This window comes from Asticcacaulis sp. AC466 (assembly GCF_000495815.1).
Classification (GTDB): Bacteria; Pseudomonadota; Alphaproteobacteria; order Caulobacterales; family Caulobacteraceae; genus Asticcacaulis.
The window spans coordinates 60,386-79,120 of record NZ_AWGE01000017.1; the positions used below are offsets into that span (position 1 = coordinate 60,386).

13 protein-coding genes are annotated in these 18,735 nt (G+C 58.0%); 12 read left to right on the forward strand and 1 reads right to left on the reverse strand.

Translation table 11 applies throughout. The annotated features are described in order from the left end of the window. The first annotated feature begins 148 nt into the window (after positions 1–148). The 5 genes from AEAC466_RS38365 to AEAC466_RS38385 all read left to right on the forward strand — a co-directional run bounded on the left by AEAC466_RS38365 (position 149) and on the right by AEAC466_RS38385 (position 7,029). A complete protein-coding gene (locus tag AEAC466_RS38365; RefSeq protein WP_052025164.1) occupies positions 149–1,501 on the forward strand; it encodes a gluconate:H+ symporter in 1,353 nt (450 codons plus the stop codon). A 136-nt stretch (positions 1,502–1,637) separates the two neighbouring features. Then, positions 1,638–4,637: a glycosyl hydrolase family 28-related protein gene (locus tag AEAC466_RS38370; protein ID WP_023459231.1), complete on the forward strand. Its 3,000-nt coding sequence runs from the start codon at positions 1,638–1,640 to the stop codon at positions 4,635–4,637. 286 nt (positions 4,638–4,923) lie between these two features. After that, on the forward strand, positions 4,924–5,316 hold the full coding sequence (locus AEAC466_RS38375) for a c-type cytochrome (protein ID WP_023459232.1): 393 nt from the start codon (positions 4,924–4,926) through the stop codon (positions 5,314–5,316). A 216-nt stretch (positions 5,317–5,532) separates the two neighbouring features. Next, positions 5,533–6,204 (forward strand): YoaK family protein, encoded by a 672-nt coding sequence (locus AEAC466_RS38380; protein ID WP_023459233.1) that lies wholly within the window; start codon positions 5,533–5,535, stop codon positions 6,202–6,204. A 165-nt stretch (positions 6,205–6,369) separates the two neighbouring features. Then, entirely contained in the window at positions 6,370–7,029 is a 660-nt protein-coding gene (locus AEAC466_RS38385; protein WP_023459234.1) for an OmpW/AlkL family protein, read from the forward strand. A 210-nt stretch (positions 7,030–7,239) separates the two neighbouring features. Here the strand turns inward: AEAC466_RS38385 and AEAC466_RS38390 are convergent, their stop codons facing one another. Further along, positions 7,240–9,336, reverse strand: coding sequence for a putative bifunctional diguanylate cyclase/phosphodiesterase (locus AEAC466_RS38390; RefSeq protein WP_023459235.1), 2,097 nt, complete (start codon positions 9,334–9,336; stop codon positions 7,240–7,242). Positions 9,337–9,513: 177 nt separating this feature from the next. On the opposite strand from AEAC466_RS38390, the gene AEAC466_RS38395 reads away from it, so the two are divergent. The 7 genes from AEAC466_RS38395 (at position 9,514) to AEAC466_RS38425 (ending at position 18,735) form a co-directional block, all read left to right on the forward strand. Next, positions 9,514–10,416 carry a dienelactone hydrolase family protein gene (locus tag AEAC466_RS38395; RefSeq protein ID WP_023459236.1) on the forward strand — a complete coding sequence of 301 codons (903 nt, stop codon included), beginning with the start codon at positions 9,514–9,516 and terminating at the stop codon, positions 10,414–10,416. 300 nt (positions 10,417–10,716) lie between these two features. Next, positions 10,717–10,809, forward strand: coding sequence for a K(+)-transporting ATPase subunit F (kdpF, locus tag AEAC466_RS38400; protein ID WP_023459238.1), 93 nt, complete (start codon positions 10,717–10,719; stop codon positions 10,807–10,809). 15 nt (positions 10,810–10,824) lie between these two features. After that, positions 10,825–12,552 (forward strand): potassium-transporting ATPase subunit KdpA, encoded by a 1,728-nt coding sequence (kdpA, locus tag AEAC466_RS38405; protein ID WP_023459239.1) that lies wholly within the window; start codon positions 10,825–10,827, stop codon positions 12,550–12,552. A gap of 86 nt (positions 12,553–12,638) precedes the next feature. Beyond that, a complete protein-coding gene (gene kdpB, locus AEAC466_RS38410; protein ID WP_023459240.1) occupies positions 12,639–14,726 on the forward strand; it encodes a potassium-transporting ATPase subunit KdpB in 2,088 nt (695 codons plus the stop codon). A 51-nt stretch (positions 14,727–14,777) separates the two neighbouring features. Continuing rightward, entirely contained in the window at positions 14,778–15,356 is a 579-nt protein-coding gene (gene kdpC / locus AEAC466_RS38415) for a potassium-transporting ATPase subunit KdpC (RefSeq protein WP_304412630.1), read from the forward strand. Then, on the forward strand, positions 15,353–18,049 hold the full coding sequence (locus AEAC466_RS38420; protein WP_023459242.1) for a sensor histidine kinase: 2,697 nt from the start codon (positions 15,353–15,355) through the stop codon (positions 18,047–18,049). The genes kdpC and AEAC466_RS38420 overlap by 4 nt, the downstream gene beginning before the upstream one ends. Further along, positions 18,046–18,735: a response regulator gene (locus tag AEAC466_RS38425; protein WP_023459243.1), complete on the forward strand. Its 690-nt coding sequence runs from the start codon at positions 18,046–18,048 to the stop codon at positions 18,733–18,735. The genes AEAC466_RS38420 and AEAC466_RS38425 overlap by 4 nt, the downstream gene beginning before the upstream one ends.

Genomic DNA, 18,735 nt, shown 5'->3' on the forward strand with positions numbered 1-18,735 from the left:
GCGCCAGATTTTTACTTGGAGTGGCGTATCGGCCAGATGTCGGACGCTCTGTCGGCGGGTAGGTTGTCGATTAAGTGACGCTTAGAACGCCAGCCGAACGACAGAAAATGCCGGTCGCCACTCTACATTCTTACTCGCGAGCCCCAGAATGATAACAGACATTGCCTCAGCAACCTCGGGTACGGCCTGGCAATTGATAGCCGTGGTCCTGGCGGTCCTTAGTCTTGTAGTCATGATCGGATGGGGCAAGATGCAGCCTCTCCTGGCGTTTGTCATTGCATCGATCGGCGCGGCATTACTGCTAAAGATGCCCCTCGATGCCATTCCCAAGTCTATAGAAAAGGGCATTGGCGATATGCTGGGGTCGCTGGCCCTGCTGCTAGCCTTAGGCGCTATTTTCGGGAAGATGATTGCCGACTCCGGGGCAGCGCAAAAAATTGCCTCGGTGCTGATCAAGGCCTTTGGCACGTCGCGCATGAGCATTGCGCTTGCTGTGACCGGTTTCGTTGTGGGCATTCCCTTATTTTACAATGTCGGGTTCGTCTTGCTTGCCCCGCTGGTCTTTTCGCTGGGCCGGCAGTCAGGCAAACCCCTGGTGTGGTTGGCCATCCCACTTATGGCTGGCCTGTCGATTGCCCACGGCTTTTTGCCGCCGCATCCGTCGCCGTCCGCAATCGTCCCCATGCTGGGCGCCGATATGGGGCTGACTCTTCTCTACGGTCTGGCCGTTGGCATTCCGACTGTACTGATCGCCGGCCCCGTGTTCGCCACGACGGTTCGCAAAATTACGTCCAATCCGCCCGAATTGTTTGTAAGCCCGCCCGTCAGCGATGATGAGATGCCAAGCGCTTTCAATGCCTTCGGAACGGCACTTTTGCCGGTTTTGTTGCTGTCCGGTGCAACGGTGCTCAGCTTCTCAGGCCTGGTGACCGCCGAGTATAAGCCCATTGTTGCCTTTGTCAGCAATCCCATTCTGGTGATGCTCATTGCGGTGATTGTCGCCAGCGTCACCTTGGGCATGGTCCGGGGGACCGGGTTCAGGCAACTCATGGAAAAATCGGGAAGCGCCCTGCGAGAAATCGCGCCCATTCTGCTTATCATCGCCGGTGCCGGCGCCCTTAAGCAAATTCTGGTCGACAGCGGTGTAAGCGCGGCGCTCGGGAGTGTGATGCAGACCCTGCCGGTTCATCCCCTTGTGCTGGGCTGGCTTATCGCGGGCGCGATCCGCGTGTCCCTGGGGTCGGCGACCGTTGCCGGGCTTACGGCGGCCGGTTTGATCGCGCCGTTGGTGGCGTCGTCCGGCGTCAATCCGAACCTGATGGTGTTGGCCGTTGGGGCGGGAAGTCTGATGTTCAGCCATGTCAATGATTCGGGTTTCTGGATGTTCAAGGAATATTTCGGCCTGACGGTAAAAGACACCCTCAGGACCTGGACCTTGATGGAAGGTCTCGTCGGTATTGTTGGATTGATCTGCGTTCTGGTGCTGAACCAGTTTGTATGATGACCAGTTTGTAGGATGATCAGGTTCTAGAATGAATAGACACGCATAAACGCGTGCGAAGGGAGAGTTGAGAATGGCAAGGCAATTCGGGATACACCGGCTTCACCTATTGGCGTTAGGGCTGGCCGCAGTCGTTATGCCCACATTCCCCGCCGGCGCCGCCGGTCTGGGGGCCAAGGCCGGGACATCGGTCTATAAGACAGCACCCGACGAGCCTCACGCCGTCACCGTCCATGGGGTGGGCGATGGCAAGGCGGATGACACCGCCGCGATCCAGAGCGCGATCGACGAGGCGTCGAAAAACACCCTGGGCGGCATCGTGTTCATCCCGTCTGGACGCTACCGGATTTCGCGCACCCTGCTTGTGCCGCTTGCGGTACGTATCTTTGGCGTAGGGGCAAGTCGGCCCGTCATCTATCTGGGCGACAACACGCAAGGCTTTCAAAAGGGGATTGCCAACCTGGTCGTCTTTACGGGAGGGGATATCTACACAACGGGAAAGGTGCCCGTCCCGGTTCCTACCGTTGTGCCCTATAGCGACAAGGTGCGCGATGCGAATTCGTCCACCTTTTATTCGGCGCTTAGCAATGTCGATTTTGAAATCGGTGATCGCAACCCCGCGGCTGTCGCTGTTCGCTTCCGTACCGCCCAACACACCTTCTTGAGCCACATCGATTTCAGATTAGGTTCGGGTTTGGCAGGTATCTATCAGGCCGGCAATGAAGCGGAGGATCTGCACTTTTATGGCGGCCGTTATGGCATCCTGACCGAAAAAACGTCACCCGCCTGGCAGTTTACGCTTATCGACTCGACCTTTGTCGGCCAGCGCGAAGCCGCCATTCGCGAGCACGAAGCCGATCTGACGCTCATTAACGTTCAGATCAAAAATACACCCGTCGGAATCGATATCGACCGCGGCTATTCCGATTCGCTGTGGGGCAAGGATGTGCGCTTCGAAAATGTCTCCAAGGCGGCGGTGATTATCAGCAACGAAAGCGCGCCTTTCACGCAGATCGGTTTTGATAACGCGACGGCTGAGAATGTGCCTGTCTTCGCTCACTTCCGCGACAGCGGCAAGGACGTTGCGGGCCCCGCTAAACTTTACCGGGTGAGCCATTTTACCTATGGGCTGAAAGTGACCCAACCGGCAACCGTCGGCACAGTTGCGCTTGATGTTCAGGCGACACCCCTGACGACAATGCCGGCGGCGACAGGACCGGCAATTCGCGCACTGCCCGGCGTCGATAAGTGGGTCAATGTCCGGACCTTGGGTGTGGCAGGTGATGGCAAGACGGACGATACGGCGGCTATCCAAAAGGCAATCGACGAACACCGGGTGGTCTATTTTCCGGCCGGTTTCTACGTCGTGACCAATACCATCACCTTGCGGCCGGATACGGTCCTTATCGCCATGCACCCCAGCCTTACGCAGTTGGTGATCCCGGACGGCACGCCTGCATTTTCGGGTGCGGGCGACGCCAAGGCCCTGCTGCAAAGCGCCAGTGGTGGCAATGCCATTCTGTCCGGCATTGGCCTGTCGACTGGCGATGTCAACCCACGCGCCACCGCTTTGCTCTGGAAAGCTGGCGCCGACTCATTGGTGGACGACGTTAAAATTCAGGGCGGGCATGGCACTTTGCAGGCAAATGGCGTCAGGTTGGACCCCTATGCGAAAACGCCCGGTATGCCCGACCCGCGCACCTTGTGGGACCGTCAACGGCCGAGCATCTGGGTAACCGACGGGGGCGGCGGAACGTTCGCCAATATCTGGTCACCCAATACGGTCGCGCAGGCGGGCTTTTACGTCACCAATACCCAGACCCCCGGCCACGTTTACGAGTTGTCGGCGGAGCACCATATGCGCGCCGAAATCGTTCTGGACGGTGTTGAAAACTGGGAATTCCTGGCGCCACAGACCGAGGAAGAGGTGAGGGAGAGCCAGGATACGGTCTCGACCGAGATTCGTAATTCGCGCAACATCCTGTTTGCCAATTACCACGGATATCGCGTGACACGGACCGTGAAGCCGGCCAGCCCGGCGATCAAGATATTCAATTCGGATGATATTCGCCTTCGAAATGTCCATGTGAACGGAGAAAGCGGGTTTGCGACGTGCGACGACAATGGCTGCACGACCTATTTGCGCGCCAGCAAATTTCCATTCGACGACGTGGTTGAGGACGTAACCCACAAACAGGTTGTCCGTGAACGCGAGTTCGCCGTCCTTGACATATCGTCTCACCCCGCCGTGCCCACGTCGCCGGACCCGGCAATGCCCAAGGTTGAAAAACTCGAAGGTGGGTTTTATTCAATTTCGGGTGCGGCAACCGACTCAAAGGGTCAGCTTTATTTCGTCGAGCATCAATTCCAGCGCATATATCGCTGGTCAAAAAGCGGCGGGCTCGAACTCGTCAGTGACGCGCCGCTTGATCCCGTCAACCTGGCCTTTGATACGTCCGACAACCTCTTGGTCTTGTCCTCCATGGGCGCCGAAGGCACCGTCTACAGCTTCAAACCGGGCACACCCGGCGCACCGATTACGGTGATCGCGCCCACACCGGTCGTTGCCCACAAGGATGCCTTTACGGCACTTCCCGGCAACTATTGGAACAATGGTGAATTCCGCGATCAGTTGGATCCAGATACGATGGAATTCACGACTTTGAGCGAAATGTTTGCCCGAGATGCCGGCAAGTCTCAGACTCGGGAATATGTCTCCCCGGATGGCAGTCTTGTCCTGCCTGCCTTCCGCGTTTTGACCCAAGGTCCGACGGATCATACCGGACACCGCTGGTCGGACACGCTTCAGGCGTTCGGACTGGTTAAGGCCAAGGTTGGCGAACGCGTTTTTGTCAGCAATGGCTCCGAGGCTAAGGTTTATGGCGCGGTCGTCGGGGCAGGCGGCAGCCTGACTCATCTTACGCCTCTGACACATCGCGCAGGTGAGAGTGTGGCCGTCGATCGGTCTGGCAATCTCTACGTCGCCAACGGCCAAATATTCGTCTACGGCCCCGATGGTCAGGAAAAAGGTCGCATCGATGTTCCCGAACGTCCGCTGCAACTGGTCTTTGGCGGCGTCGACGGTAAGACCCTGTTCATTCTGACACATCATAGCCTTTATGCGGTGGAACCCTGATAATTCTTATGTCAGGTGGTGTCAGTGTCATCGGCCTGAGTGGGAATAGGCCCCCAAGGTAAAGAAGACTGCAAAAACAGCGAATTAGGACGCCGATCTGTTGCTGTCAGATCGGCGCTCCTGTTTGCCCTTTGCTGATGCGTCACACTCAAATCGCTACGCGAAAAAGGTGATGCGAGCCGAATTTGATCTGAAACAAATGCGCTCGATAGACCGTGTGCCAGTGTCCTCGTTTTATGCCTCGACCGCAGGTCGGGCGCCTTCAACGGTTACGGGGGAAATACCCATGATGTTGACACTCCATGTTTTGGCGATGGCCGGCGTAATACACGCGAGTTCAGGAGGCGTAGGAGGGGGCCAGGTCGCGCAGGGGGCGAGGATATTCACGCAGCAATGCAGCCTGTGTCATGATGACAGCCAGCATATGGTCAATGACAACGGGCCGGCCCTGTTTGGTGTTGTCGGTCGCCCTGTAGGGTCGGTAGATGGCTATAACTACTCTCCGGCGCTACAGCGTGCCGGTCAAAGCGGCGATGTCTGGACAGTGAAGCAGCTCGACCGGTTCCTTACTGGCCCGGAAGCCATGTATGCCGGTACGGGTATGCCGATGCATTTCAGGACCACGCAAGAACGCGCCGCCATTATTGCCTACCTTAAAACGTTACGGACAAAAAACTGACACCGCCTCCAAAGGCGTCGCCTGCTTGCGCAATTCGTTAAGTGAAAGCAATGTATGTTTAAAGCCTCGCTGCATCTGACGGGCAATAGGCGCAAACGCTTTGACGGCTCGTTGATGGGGCTGTTATCGGGGCCTGGGTGCGATATAATTCGCTAAGCTCCGAGAGACGATACTTAGAGGCGGTTGGCTACTGTGAATACCTTACGAAAACGCGCTATGGCGCTGGCGGTTGGATTGTCGTCCTTGGCCGGGTTTGTCGACGCAACAGGCTTTCTTGAACTGCACGGCACCTTCATTTCATTCATGAGCGGTAATTCCACGCAATTGGCGGTCGCCTTGTCGCGCGGTGAGGCCGGGATCATCGCCGGCCTCGCAACCATCATCGGCCTATTCATGTTCGGTGTATTCATAGGAACGCTCGCCGGTCATTTTTCTTATCCGGCCTATCGCACAATCACGGTCATGGGCCTGGTTACTGGATTGATAGGGGCTGGGTGGCTTTGCCAGCTCGCGGGTGTCCCCCTGGCTGCGATTGCTTGCCTGACCTTGGCCATGGGCGCGGAGAATGCCGTCTTCCAACGACGGGGCGATGTCGTTGTCGGTGTGACCTACATGACCGGTACGCTTGTCAAGGTCAGCCAGAAACTCGCGATCGCGGTAACGGGCGGTGACCGTTGGGCCTGGGGGCCATGGCTTGTCCTCTGGGGCGGCCTTATTCTCGGTGGAATAGCCGGCGCCACGGCTTACCGGTATGTCGGTTTGGGCGGTATTGCTGTGGCGGTCGTCTGGGCGGCCGTGCTTACCGTTTATGCTTGGCTATTCAGGGCGGCCATCCATGATTCCCTGCAATTTGATGTCGATAGTGCCGACAAGGTTGGCCGTGGATAACCGGGCAGGCAGGCCGATAGCCCGAACCCCTAGACCGTGACAAAAATGTCTTATTTTTGCGGGTGCTGCGACAATCCGCCCTGCGGCAGGATGCGCAGGTCAAAAGTGGCGAAATAGGGTCTACACCGTGCCATCCGCTCAATTGAAAAAAAGGAGATCGCGGTCATGACACATACCTATAAAACCATGGTAATTTTAGGGTCTTTTGCCGCCCTGAGTCTTGCCGGTGCCGGTCACGCGCAAGATGCCTTCGTGCCCAAGCATGCCGGTCAGTTCGTCATCGTCGGTCGTGCGACCGTTGTCGCTCCGTCTGAGAAGGGCGACATCGTGACGGCGGCCGGCGTCGATTCCGGGCTCAACGTAGCGGTCAGCAACAGCACGGTGCCGACCCTCGGATTTAGCTATTTCTTCACCGACCACATCGCCGTCGAAGGCATTTTGGGCACGTCGAAGCACAAGATCAGCGCCGTAGGCCCTTCGACCAACGTAGAGGTGCACGATACCTGGGTTCTGCCACCGGTGGTGACGTTGCAATATCACTTCAATCCCGCCGGAAAGGTCAGCCCCTATGTCGGCGCCGGCGTGAATTTCATGGATTGGTACAGCGGTAAGGACAAGAACGGGTTCAAAGTCAGGTTGAAGAACGGTGCCGGCACCGCCGTGCAGGCTGGCGTCGATGTCGCGCTGAAGGGCCATTGGGCGCTTAACGTCGATTACAAGAAGGTCTTCTACAAGACCGACGCGCGCATCAATGATGGCGCCTTGAAGTCCAAGGTTAAACTTGATCCGGCGGTGACGTCCATCGGTTTAGCCTATAGGTTCTAAAACTTTCCGAAAATATTTTAAAAACAAAGGGTTGGAGCGTCTATCTGATGTCGTCAGATGGGCGCTCTAAGTCCTCCAGCGCCTTGTTTGCCTCGGAGTGGCTTGCACGGGCAAATCTGCCGACTCGCAAACCTTTGTTGATCGACAGCAGAGTAATTGCGAAAAGCCTGTAAAAACAAATATCTATTTACATGCTTTGGCTGATTTTAGCTAAATCGCCTGCAACTCCGGCAAGGCTGAGCTAACGCTACCTTGGCCGCCATGACGCGATGGGGACTTCGAATCCTCGCTCGCCATTAGCTGTGACATCCAGTTCAGTGCCACATCGAGCGTCATCGGATGACCTAGATGATACCCCTGCATGACGCGGCAGCCGAAGGCTTGCAGCATGGCCTGAATTTCGGCCGTTTCCACGCCTTCAGCCACGACCTCCATGCCCAGCGAATGGCCCAGATTGACAATAGCCTGGACCATCAACTGATCCGCCGATGAGCGGGTTAATTCCGTCACGAACGAATTATCGATTTTGATACGATCGACTTGAAGGTGGCGCAGCGACGACAGGGAGGAATACCCGACGCCAAAATCGTCGATCGCTACACGTATACCGGCCTGGCTGAGAACGGACAACTTGCCTTGCACCGCCCGGATATCCATGGCGGTTTCCTCCGTTACTTCAATTTCCAGCATTGAGGTCGGTATGCCCTGAGCTTTTAACGCGTCGAGCACAAAAGCATCGACAGGTAGCCGTGACATTTCCCGCGGTGACACATTAACGGCGACCCAGATATCGGTCCGTCCCAATGCGATCAGCCGAGTAAGAATATCGCCCGTCTTGGTGAGAATATGCTTCATCAGGGCTTCAGATAGCCCAAGCACGGCGGCAATCTCGACGATATCCACCGGCGAAATCGACCCATGTCTCGGATGGTCCCAGCGCAGCAAGGCTTCAAAATTGCTGAGGCGCCGTCCGCCATCGTCCATGATCGGTTGATAGACCATGTAGAGCTGGCCGTCCGCCAGGGCTTTGGGCAGATCGCGTTCGACATCTCGTCGCATGTTCAAGCGGTTATTCAACTGCTCATCGAACATGTAATGGCGATTGCGGCCGCCGCTCTTTGCCGCGTAAAGCGCGCTGTCGGCGCATATCATCATTTCCGAAAAACCCACGCGATTGCGTGTCTGATGTATACCGATACTGACACCGACACGACCGGAGTCGAAGCCGGGGAACGGACGTCCAATGGCCGAAATCAAGCGGTCAGCAACTTCGCGAGGCTGCATGCAACTGGCTTCGGGGGCGAAGATGATGGCAAATTCGTCGCCGCCCAGTCGCGCAATGGTGAACCCGTTCGGCAAGTTTTGACGTAAGCGTGCCGCCACTTCGATCAGGACGTTGTCGCCAGCACGGTGACCGAAGACGTCGTTGACAGATTTAAAACCATCCAGGTCAAGGATCATCAGGCATAGCGATTTTTGCCGGCCAGACATAAGGGTTTCGACTTCATTGGCGAAGCCGGCTCGGTTCAGCAGTCCGGTGAGAGTGTCGTGGATGGCGCGCCGGTGCATTTCTTCGGCGATTTCGGTCGTTCGCGCGTGGGCCTGGGTAAGGGATCCGGCCAGCGAGGTCGCCTCGTTCTTGCGGCGACTGGCTTCGCGGAACAGGGCGTGGCTTTCACGCGACGATCGGATAAGGGCGCCAAGATAGAGGATCGTCGCAAAAGCAATGCCGATATGGTCGACGCCCCCAGCATAGGCCATACACCCCGCCATGGATAAAAGGGGCGGGAGGATGAAACAGATCGGGATTATGGCGTAGGCATTGCCGTGCGTGACCGCGCCGGCGGTGATGCCACAGATGACGACCAGATAAAAAACGGCTTGTGGCGCGGTGTAGCCGTCGCAGAGTAGCGGCATCAGGGCCCAGATGGCCCCCGAAATCAAAGCCAGAACGGAAGCAAGCATCAGGTGCTGGCCGGTTGACAGGCGGGTTAGGCCGCCCAGAATCCCCTTCACGGGCGCACCGGGGAGGGGAGAGCGGCACAGGCCGATCCGCAAGGCATTGATGACGCACGTCGCGAAGAACCAGGCTATGCCTGCTAATACATGGCCGTATAAAACGGTGACCACCATGATTATGACGGCCAGTAAAGCGTTGATCGGTATCGAGATCAATATGCTGCGCCGCACCGCGCTGAGCTGGTCCGCCTGGATAAGTTCGTTCAGGAATTTCAGATTCTGAGTTTCGGTTGCCACGATATCAATATCCGATGCCAATACGATAATACCGGCCCGTGTAAGGGACATAGGTAACAATTGGCTTAAGATAGGGGGTACGAAAGGCCAAAATGCGAAGAGGTTTTTACTTGGCCTCGTGATCAAGAGCGCTGGGACGGCCCGGGTGACATAGGTGGTGACATAAATGTCAGTTAAGGTCCGGGCGATCACGTGATACGACAACACGGCGCAAAACGGAGCCAAGCCATGACCGGAACGCCAGACATGCTGCCTTCGACCGCATTCAAGCCTGAGGTTTTAAAGCTTTTCGATAAGTACGTGCATGGCACGATCGACCGGCGCGCCTTTCTCAACCGCTGTGCCCGATATACGGCCGGTGCCGCCGGTGCGATGGCGACGCTGGCGGCCCTGACGCCGAATTTCGCTCGTGCACAGCAGGTCAAGCCTGACGATGCGCGTTTGCTCGCATCCCATGTCGAAATTCCATCGCCCAAGGGGTACGGCGCCATCAAGGCCTATATCGTTCGCCCGTCTGGCGCCGACCGCAAATTGCCGGTGGTGCTGGTCATTCATGAAAACCGCGGGCTCAATCCGCATATCGAAGACATCGCCCGTCGGTTGGCGCTCGAAAACGTCATAGCCGTAGCACCCGATGCGCTGACGCCTCTGGGCGGCTATCCCGGTGACGAAGACAAGGCGCGCGCTGCCTTCGGTCAATTGGATCAGCAGAAGACACGCGAAGATTTCATGGCTGCCGCCGATTACGCGCAGTTACTCCCCGAAGGCAACGGCAATCTAGGCGTTGTCGGATTTTGTTATGGTGGCGGCGTCGCCAATATGCTGGCCACGCGTCTGCCGACGCTCAAGGCGGCGGTGCCCTTTTATGGTGCACCGCCGCCCTTGGACGGCGTGCCGCATATCAAGGCGGAAATGCTTCTGCACTTCGCGGGCAATGATGCGCGGGTCAACGCCGGATGGCCAGCCTATGAGGCGGCGCTGAAAGCTGCGCACATTCATTATGAAGCCTTCATCTATGATGGTGCGGAACATGGTTTCAACAATGATACGACGCCTCGCTTCAACCCGGACGCCGCCAAGCTGGCGTGGCGGCGTACACTGACGCTGTTCAATCGGACGCTGCGCACCTAGCGCTTTCCGAAAAGTGTGTTGCACTTTTCTGATAAAAAAGCGCGTAAAAGCAGAGATCTAGAGCGCCTAGCCGATTCAATCAGGTCGGGATACACTCTAGTCGCGGCCTATACGAAATCTATACGGCGTCCGTCGGCATCTATACGCCCGGCATACGGCGCACAGTCTATTGAAGGCTAGGTTCCACTGTCTTCAAGGACGCCTTTCAATGACTTTTATTTTCGGCCTCGGCGGAGTGACCTTCTTCCTCATTTCCGCCGCCTTTGTGGCGTTGTGCGAACGCCTGCGTGAGGGCGGCTCATGACCGCGCTCTATATCGCTGCCGGCGTCGTTACGTTCGGCCTGCTCGGCTATCTGCTCGCCGCGCTGATAAAACCCGAAATGTTTCCATAACTATAAGGGGCTGTCATGTCCTCCATTCTCACCGGAAACGGCTGGCTTCAGCTTGCCCTTTCCATGGCCGTTATGCTGGCCTGCGTCATACCCCTTGGGGGCTATATGGCGAAGGTTTTCCAGGGTCAGAAAAACCTGATGTCGCCGATCCTGGGCTGGCTCGAACGGCTGCTCTATAAGGCCTGCGGAATAGACCCCGATACGGATATGGACTGGAAAACCTACGCCATGGCGGTCCTGCTGTTCTCTGCCGTGAGCTTCTTACTCCTTTATGTCATGCTCCTGTGCCAGAAGCTCCTGCCCCTCAATCCGCAGGCTGTGCCGGGGATGACGCCTGACCAAGCCTTCAACACCTCGGTCAGTTTCCTCACCAATACCAACTGGCAATCCTATGCCGGCGAAGCGGCCATGAGCTATTTTTTGCAAATGGTTGGCCTGACCGTGCAGAATTTCTTCAGTCCGGCGGTCGGTCTTGCGGTTATGGTGGCGTTGATACGGGGGCTGACGCGCAAGCAGTCGGGCGGTATTGGTAATTTTTGGACCGATATGATCCGAGCCAATCTCTACATTTTGCTGCCTCTGTCCCTGATCCTGGCGGTCATCCTCGGCTCCCAGGGTGTGGTCCAGACATTTGCGCCATCTATCAGTGCCCATGGCCTGCAAGGCGCCAATCAACTCCTTGCGGTTGGTCCGGTCGCGTCTCAAGAGGCGATCAAGATGCTGGGCACCAATGGTGGCGGCTTCTTCAACGCCAACTCGGCGCACCCCTTCGAAAACCCAACGCCATTGACCAACTTCCTCGAAGTGATGGCCCTTCTGCTGATCCCGGCGGCCTGCTGCCATACTTTCGGCGTCATGGTCGGCGACCGGCGTCAAGGCTTCGCCATACTGGCCGCCATGACGATCATCTTCGTGCCGCTTATGGTCTTTGGCACGGTGATGGAGCAGGGGGGCAATCCGCATTTCGCCGCCCTGCATATCGACCAGACGGCGAGCGCCCTTCAAGCCGGTGGCAATATGGAAGGCAAGGAAACGCGCTTCGGCATCGTCAGTTCCACCTTCTTCGCTGCGGCGACCACGGCGGTATCGTGCGGCGCGGTCAATGCTATGCATGACAGCTTTACCCCGATGGGCGGTTTCGTGCCGCTGCTCCTGATGAAGTTTGGCGAAGTCATCTACGGCGGGGCTGGGGCCGGTCTGTACGGCATGCTGATATTCGTCATATTGACGGTATTCATCGCAGGCCTGATGGTCGGTCGTACGCCCGAATATCTGGGTAAGAAGATCCAGGCCTTTGAGATCAAGATGGCCAGCGTGGCCATGCTGGCGCCGTGTGTGTTCATCCTGATCGGAACGGCCGTCGCCGTCATGACAAAGGCCGGCCAGGCGGGCATCTTTAATCCTGGCGCGCAAGGATTTTCCGAAGTCCTGTACGCCTTCACATCGGCCACCAACAACAATGGGTCCGCCTTCGCCGGTCTGAGCGCCAATACGCCTTTCTACAATACGGCGCTGGGTATCTGCATGCTGGCGGGCCGTTTCTTCATCATCATCCCGGTTCTGGCCATCGCCGGATCTCTGGCGGCGAAGAAGACCGTGCCGGTTTCAGCGGGCACCTTGCCCACCCATAATGGGCTATTCGTCGCCACCCTGATCGGCATCGTCGTCATTGTCGGTGTTTTGACCTACGCGCCGACGCTCGCCCTCGGTCCCGTCGTCGAACACTTCAACATGCGCCCATAGGCTGCGCGGGCGCGCCGTCTCGCACGGTGGCGCGCCCCGCCTCGCCGGAGCCGTCAGGCCCCGGAGAATGATCAAAGGCATTATTCATGAATACTCACGTTCAAAAAACCGGCCTTCTAGACGGTGCCGACCTTGGCTCAGTCCTCAAGACGACGTTCCTGCGTCTCAATCCGGTCTACCAACTGCGCAACCCCGTCATGTTCCTGGTATTCGTCGGGTCCATCGTCACAACCGGCATCTTTGCGGTGATGGTGGTGCGGCCAGGCGCGCTTATCGGTGGCGGCCAGCCTCTATGGTTCGTCGGCCTGATCACCTTCTGGCTCTGGTTCACCCTGTTGTTTGCCAACTTTGCCGAGGCGATCGCTGAAGGCAAGGGCAAGGCCCAGGCGGACAGCCTGAAAAAGGCCCGCCGCGACGTCTTGGCCAAAAAGCTGGCCAAGGCCTCAGACCGCGATAAATTCACCACCGTTCCGGCCAATTCCTTGCGCAAGGGCGACATCGTCGTGATTTCGGCGGGCGACTTTGTGCCGACCGACGGCCAGGTTATCGAAGGTGTCGCCAGTGTTGACGAGAGCGCCGTGACAGGGGAATCAGCCCCGGTCATCCGCGAATCCGGTGGTGACCGTGACGCCGTCACCGGCGGCACGCGTGTCCTCAGCGACTGGCTGGTCGTGCGGGTTACGTCCGATCCCGGCGAAAGCTTTCTTGACCGCATGATCGGTCTGGTGGAGTCCGCCAAACGTCAGAAGACGCCGAACGAGATCGCCCTGTCGATCCTTCTGGCGGCCCTGACCATTATCTTCCTGCTCGTCTGCGCCACCTTGCTGCCGTACTCGCTGTTCAGCGTCACGCGCGCGGGCTCCGGGATGGTCATTACGATCACGGTGCTGGTCGCCTTGCTGGTCTGCCTGATTCCCACCACCATAGGCGGCCTGTTGTCAGCCATTGGTATTTCCGGCATGCAGCGCCTTATCCGCGCCAATGTGATCGCCACTTCCGGCCGTGCCGTCGAAGCCGCAGGCGATGTCAATGTCCTGCTGCTCGACAAGACGGGCACCATCACCTTCGGCAATCGTCAGGCTGTCGAGTTCTTTCCAGCGCCCGGCGTCACCCAGCAACAATTGGCCGAAGCCGCAGAATTGTCGTCCCTGGCCGACGAAACCCCCGAAGGACGCTCGATCGTCACTCTGGCGCGACGCCTGTTCAGCCTGCCGGAAAAGGCCGCGTCTTCTCTTGACGCTACCTTCATTCCGTTCAGCGCCGATCAGCGGGTCTCCGGGATCGTCATCAAGGAACGCCACATCATGAAAGGCGCCGGCGACGCCATCGGCAAGCTTGTTGGACTGAAGGGTGGCGTGGTTCCGGCAGAGGTCACGACCCAGGTCGAAGACATAGCGCGGAAGGGCGGAACGCCGCTCATGGTCGCGGAAAACAGCCAGGTGCTGGGGGTCGTCTACCTCAAGGACATCGTGAAGCCCGACATCAAGCAGCGCCTGGCCGAGTTGCGCAAGATGGGTATCAAGTCGGTGATGATCACCGGCGACAACCCCCTGACCGCCGCCGCCATCGCCTCAGAGGCTGGGGTGGACGATTTCGTCGCCCAGGCAACGCCGGAAACCAAGCTGAAATACATTCGCCAGATGCAGGAGGGCGGCGAACTGGTCGCCATGGTTGGAGACGGTACGAACGATGCGCCGGCGCTTGCCCAGTCGGACGTCGCTGTGGCGATGAATTCCGGCACCCAGGCGGCGAAGGAAGCCGGCAACATGGTCGATCTGGATTCCGATCCGACCAAGCTGATCGAAATCGTCGAGATCGGCAAGCAACTGCTGATGACGCGCGGCGCCCTGACAACCTTCAGCATCGCCAACGATCTGGCCAAATATTTCGCCATCATTCCGGCGGCGTTCGCCACGACCTATCCGGTCCTGGGTGCGCTCAATGTGATGGGGTTGAAATCGCCTCAAAGCGCCATACTGGCGGCGGTCATCTTCAACGCCCTGATTATCATCGCGCTGATCCCGCTGGCCCTGAAAGGGGTGAAGTACCGCGCCGAGCCGGCGGCGAAGATGCTGTCGCGAAACATGTTCGTCTATGGGCTGGGCGGCATCATCGCTCCCTTTATTGGTATCAAGCTCATCGATATGGGCCTTGCGGCCATCGGACTGGCCTGACCGACCTTACGGATTTAAAGTTTCGCTCAAGGAGAGCTCCCTATGAAAGCCCTGGCTTCCAACCTGCGTCCGGCCCTGGTGTCGACGCTCCTTCTCACCCTTCTGCTCGGTGTCGGTTATCCGCTGGTGACGACGGGTATCCTGCACCTGACCTTCCCGTCCCAGGCGCAAGGCAGCCTGATCCGCGACGAGACGGGTCGCGTCATTGGGTCACGGCTGATCGGTCAGAATTTCGACCAGCCCAAGTATTTTTGGGGCCGCCTGTCGGCGACCTCCAATACGCCCTACAATGCCAGCGCATCTGGCGGGTCAAATTTCGGTGTTAACAACCCCGCGCTCATGGACGCCGTCAAGGCGCGGGTGGCCGCGCTGAAAGCCGCCGATCCTGCGAATACAGCACCGATACCCGTCGATCTGGTGACGGCTTCGGCGTCGGGGCTGGACCCGGACATCACACCGGCCGCGGCCCTGTATCAGGCCCACCGCGTCGCCGTCGCACGCGGCCTGAGCGACGATGCGGTCAAGGCGATGATAAGGACATCGTCCTATAATCGCACCTTCAACATTCTCGGTGAGCCGCGCGTCAATGTGCTAGAGCTCAATCTCAGGCTCGATGGAAAGATGAAGTGAGTCCCGACACCCGACCGGACCCCGATAAGCTGCTCGCCCTCGTCAGACATGACGGGGGCGAAGGCGTGCCGCGTCGCGGCCGTCTGAAGGTCTTTTTCGGCGCCTCGGCGGGTGTCGGCAAGACCTATGCCATGTTGAGCGAGGCGCGCCTGCGCCTGAGGGACGGCGTCGATGTGGTCAGCGGCGTGATAGAGCACCATGGCCGCCGCGAGACCCAGGCCTTGATGGAAGGGATTCCGGTCCTGCCCATGCTGGAAATCGACCACCGGGGTATTCGTCTGACCGAATTTGATCTCGACGGCGTCCTGGCGCGGCGTCCTGGTTTGGTTCTGGTGGACGAATTCGCCCACACCAACGCGCCGGGTTCACGCCATCCCAAACGCTGGCAGGATGTCGAGGAACTGCTCGACAACGGGATAGATGTCTATACCACCCTGAACGTACAGCATCTGGAAAGCGTCAATGACCAGGTCGCGCGACTGACGGGTGTATGGGTGCGTGAAACCGTGCCAGACACTATATTTGAAGCGGCGGACGATATCGCCCTGGTCGACATTCCGTCCGATGAGTTGCTCAAGCGCCTGGCTGATGGAAAAGTGTACGTCGCCGAAGGCGCCAATACGCGCGCCGCCGAAAATTTCTTCAAGAAAAGCAATCTACTTGTCCTACGCGAAATGGCGCTTCGGCGCACGGCGGAGCGCGTCGACGCCCAAAGCGATGAACTCAATGCCGCCATGGGGCAGAACGAGGCGCAACTGGGTCACAAGATTATGTTGCTGATCGGTCCGGACCCGTTATCGACGCGCCTGATCCGCCACGCCAAACGCATGGCGGCGCGTGGCCGGGCGCCTTGGTTTGCGGTTTATCTGCAAAGCGATCGTCACGAAACACTCAATGAGAAATCGCGCGCCCGTGTCGAGCAATATTTGCGCTTGGCGGAAAATCTCGGTGCGCAGGTCGTCAGGCTATCCGGGGCCCAGCCGGCGCGCGATATCCTTACCTATGCACGTCAGAACGGCTTTACACGTATCATGGTGGGGCACAGGCGGATCAGATGGTGGTTAAAACCGTTTCGCACGGCCTTTGCCCAGCAGCTGATCGAAAACAGCGACGGCATAGAGATATCTGTCATTAACGGCGATGTCGCACCCTATAGCGTCACCGAAAATGTCGCTTCATCCCTAAGGCCGTTTATCGCACGCCCGATCGATTACGGCGTAGCGTCTGCTGCTGTGGCTTTGGCGACGCTGGCGGGCTTGCCGTTTCGGGACAAAACGCCCTCCGACAATCTAACCATGCTCTACCTGACGGCCGTGGTTATCGTGGCGGCAAGGCTCGGTCTTGGGCCGTCCGTTGTCGCATCGATACTTAGCGTGCCGGCATTCAATTTCTTTTTCGCCGAACCCTATTACACGTTCAATTTCTATGACTCGTACTACTACATAACCTTCGTCTTCATGCTGGTAACTTCTCTTGTGGTGGGATCGCTTACGGCGCGGTTGTCGCGGCATGCCCGTCAGGTCAGCGAGCGTGAACGCGAAACCCAAATCCTGTATGGGCTGACGCGGGCGCTATCGTCCGTTCGGGGCGTGGATCGGATATGCGAGGTGGCTATTTCGCATCTCAGCGCACCCTATAATCTGGCGGTAAGCCTGTTCGTCGACTCGCCCGAGGGGCTGGGTTGCATTCCGAAGAGCGCCGGACCGGAAGACATGAAGGAAATGAGCGCGGTGCGCTGGGTCGCGACAAACACTCAGATGGCCGGTCGTGACACCGATACCTTGCCTTCGGCCTCGGGGCTATACCTGCCGTTGCAGGCCGAAAACGAAACCCTGGGTGTGATGGGTCTGACGCCGAACGGTAATGGTCGCCGTTTTACCGGGTCAGAAATCCTGCAATTTGAAACCTTTGCCAGCCTTGTCGCCGGCGCGCTGCAACGGGCGCGTCGCTCGGACGAAGCCGAGCGGTCCAAGGTCGAATCCGAGAATGAACGCCTGCGCAATGTTCTGCTGTCGTCTCTGTCCCACGATTTGCGTACGCCGCTGACTGTTATGAATGGTTCGGTCAGTCTCCTGCTTAAGATGCGTAAGGAATTGCCGCGCAAAGCGATGGACGAACTGACAGGGCTGTGGGGGCAATTGATCCGCTTGCAGAAATTCGTTGGCAACCTGTTGAACATGGCGGCCATCACCTCGGGAAAGATGACGCTCAATTTTCAGCCGTACATGATTCAGGAAATTATCGGAGCCGCGCTTAGCCAGGTCCAGTCGACGAAGGAAAATCGGCAACTGCGCACGCAGATCGTCGGTAATCTGCCGATGGTGCAGATTGACGGCGGGCTGGTGGAGCAGGTCTTTGTCAACCTGTTGGAAAATGCGTTCCAGCATACGGCGTCCGATGGGGAAATCGTCATCACGGCTGAACGCGACGCCGACCGGTTGCGTATACGCATTTCCGACAATGGTGCGGGTCTGAAGACAGGGGACGAAGCGCGCATTTTCGAACAGTTCCAGACCGCCCAGACGCTGAGTTCCGACCGGGCGGGCGGCACGGGTCTCGGCCTCGCCATCTGCCGGGGTATCGTCCAGGCTCACGGCGGGATGATCTACGCCCGTAACAATTCAGACAAGACTGGCGCCAGTTTTATCTTTACCCTTCCTATCGTCCCGGAAATGCCAAAAGAGATACTATGACCGATAGCATTCGCATCCTGTCCATCGAGGATGAAGCTGACATACGCAAATTTTTGCGAGCAACGCTTGGCGCCAACGATATGACCGTCATCGAGGCCGAAACGGGGAGGGAAGGCCTGCGGCTGGCGACCAGCCAGACGCCGGACATTATCCTGCTGGACCTGGGGTTGCCGGACATGGACGGGATGGAGATTATACGCCATCTGCGCGACTGGACGTCCATACCCATTATTGTCCTGTCGGCGCGTGGGCAGGAACGTGACAAGATTGAGGCTCTGGAACTTGGGGCGGATGACTATCTGACAAAGCCGTTCGCGGCCGGGGAACTCATTGCCCGAATTAAGGTCGCCCTGCGTCACGCGTCACGGCCAAAGGGCGATGCGCCGTTTGTGTATGATTATGATGGATTGACGATAGACAGCGCGGCACGACGGGTTCGCCTGGATGGTGAAGATGTCCGACTGACGCCGATCGAATATCGTTTGTTGAGCGTACTTGCACGTAATTCTGGCAAGGTGCTGACCTATGCGTCTCTGCTTAAGCAGGTTTGGGACCGTCACTCTCCGGATAATCAGACATATTTGCGTATTCACACCCAGCATCTGCGTGAGAAATTGAAGGATGATGCGTTGAACCCTCGGTTTATTGTGACCGAACCGGGGATCGGCTATCGCCTAAACCCGTAG